Source organism: Actinoplanes sp. NPDC049265, from assembly GCF_043197135.1.
Lineage (GTDB): Bacteria > Actinomycetota > Actinomycetes > Mycobacteriales > Micromonosporaceae > Actinoplanes.
Genome location: NZ_JBICSP010000062.1, coordinates 1 through 2,121, shown reverse-complemented (window position 1 = coordinate 2,121; position 2,121 = coordinate 1). Strand labels below are relative to the sequence as shown.

Sequence of the window (2,121 nt, the reverse complement as noted above, 5' to 3'; positions counted from 1 at the left end):
TCCCGCCCCGACACCACCAACTCCCACAAACCCTCCGCCGAACCCACACCACCCGGATACCGACACCCCATCCCCACCACCACCACGGGATCGTCATCCGTCGCCGCGGCGGGCACCGCTGCCGCACGCCCGCTGTCCGGGGCGGACTCACCCAGCAGTTGTCCACGCAGGAAATCAGCGAGGCCGAACGGCGTCGGGTGGTCGAACACCACGGTGGCCGGCAACCGTAGACCGGTCACCTGGCTGAGCCGCTTGCGCAGCTCCAGTGCGGACAGGGAGTCGAAGCCCATCTCGCGGAACGCGACGGCCGGCGGCACCGACTCGGCGCCGGCGTGGCCGAGCACGGTGGCCGCGTGCGATCGCACCAGCTCGAGTAGTTCGCGGTCGACGTCCTCGGCCGGACGGCCGGCCAGCTCGTCGGCGAGCGTCGAACCGGTCGTGGTGACGGCTGTCGCCGTACGTCGCGCCCGGACCAGCCCGCGCAGCACCTCCGGCAGGCTCGCCTGCGCAGCCTGGGCCCGCAGCTGGTCCACGTCGAGCGCGGCCAGGGTGACGGTGGCGGCGCCGGCAGCCATCGCCGCGTCGAACAGCGCGACACCCTCGGCTGTCGGCAGGGGCTTCAGTCCGGTGCGTGCCATCCGGGCGATGTCCGTGGCGTCCAGGTCACCGGTCATCCCGGTGCGCTCGTCCCAGAACCCCCACGCGAGCGAGGTCGCGGGCAACCCGGTGCCGCGGCGGTGCTGAGCGAGGGCGTCGAGGAACCCGTTCGCCGCGGCGTAGTTTCCTTGGCCCGCGTTTCCGATCGTCCCCATGATCGAGGAGAACAGCACGAACGCGGACAGGCCCCGATCCCGGGTGAGGTCGTGCAGAAGCCACGCCGCGTCCAGCTTCGGCGTCAGCACGGCTTCGAGCTTCTCCGGCGTCATCCCGGAGATCAGGCCGTCGTCCAGGGTCCCGGCCGTGTGCACCACGCCGGAGAGCGGCCGGGTCGCCGGAATCCCGTCCAGCAGCGCGGACAGGGCGTCTCGGTCGGACACATCGCACGCGGCGACCGTCACCTCGGCGCCCAGCCCGGACAGCTCGTCGATCAGGGCCGCGGCACCAGGATGACTTCGTCCACGCCGGGAGACCAGCATCAGATTCCGTACCGCGTGCCTGGTGACCAGGTGCCGTGCGAAGATCGCGCCGAGTGTTCCCGTACCACCGGTGATCAGTACGGTGCCGGCGGGGCTCCAGGGGGACGCCGCCTCCGGCCGGTCCACGGGATCCGCTCGGAGCAGCCTCGGCAACAGCACCTGCCCGGCGCGCAGGGCGAATTGGGTCGCACCACCGGCCAGCGCGGACGGAAGCGCGGCGCGCGACCGTTCGTCGTCATCCACATCGACCAGGACCAGTCTGCCCGGATTCTCGTTCTGCGCGGAGCGCAGCAGCCCCCAGAGAGGTGCGACGGCAAGGTCGGGTACGGGTTCGCTGTCTCCGGTCATCACCGCCCGACGGGTCACCACGACCAGCCGGGCGTCCGCGAGCCGGTCGTCGGACGTCCACTCCTGAACCAGCTCGAGGGCGCCGTACAACACCCCGCGGGCAGCTTCCGCGACGTCCGGCCCAGCATCACCTTCGATGCAGACGACCACGTCGCACGAGCCGCCGGGCACTGCGGACAGATCGGTGACCTGATGCCAGTCGGCGCCGGCTCCCGATGCCGGACGCAGGGCGAAGCGGTCGAGGCCGAGCAGCGCGATCGCGGCGGACGGTACCGTGCCCGCCGACGGCACCGGGAGCCATTCCAGGCGCAGCAGCGAGGACTGGTTCACTGCCGGCGATCCCAGATCGGCCGGGAGCATGGAGAGCGACGTCACTTCGGCCACCGGTGCACCGGTACCGTCCGCGGCGCGAAGCGACAGCGCGTTGTCCCCCACCGTTGTCACCGACACGCGCAGCATCGAAGCACCACCAGCGTGCAGCGTGACACCTTCCCAGCTGTACGGCAGACGGATCCGATCGCTCTCCGGCAGCATTCGGCCCATGAGTCCGGCGTGGAGTGTGGCGTCGAGGAGGGCGGGATGGATGGTGTAGGTGTCGGGGTCGGTGGGCAGGGTGACTTCGGCGTAGACGTGGTTG

1 protein-coding gene is annotated in these 2,121 nt (G+C 71.1%); it reads right to left on the bottom strand.

The genetic code is table 11. The annotated features are described in order from the left end of the window. Positions 1-2,121 (bottom strand): SDR family NAD(P)-dependent oxidoreductase (locus ACGFIO_RS44305; RefSeq protein WP_392837316.1); only part of this gene is annotated, 2,121 nt, incomplete at both ends.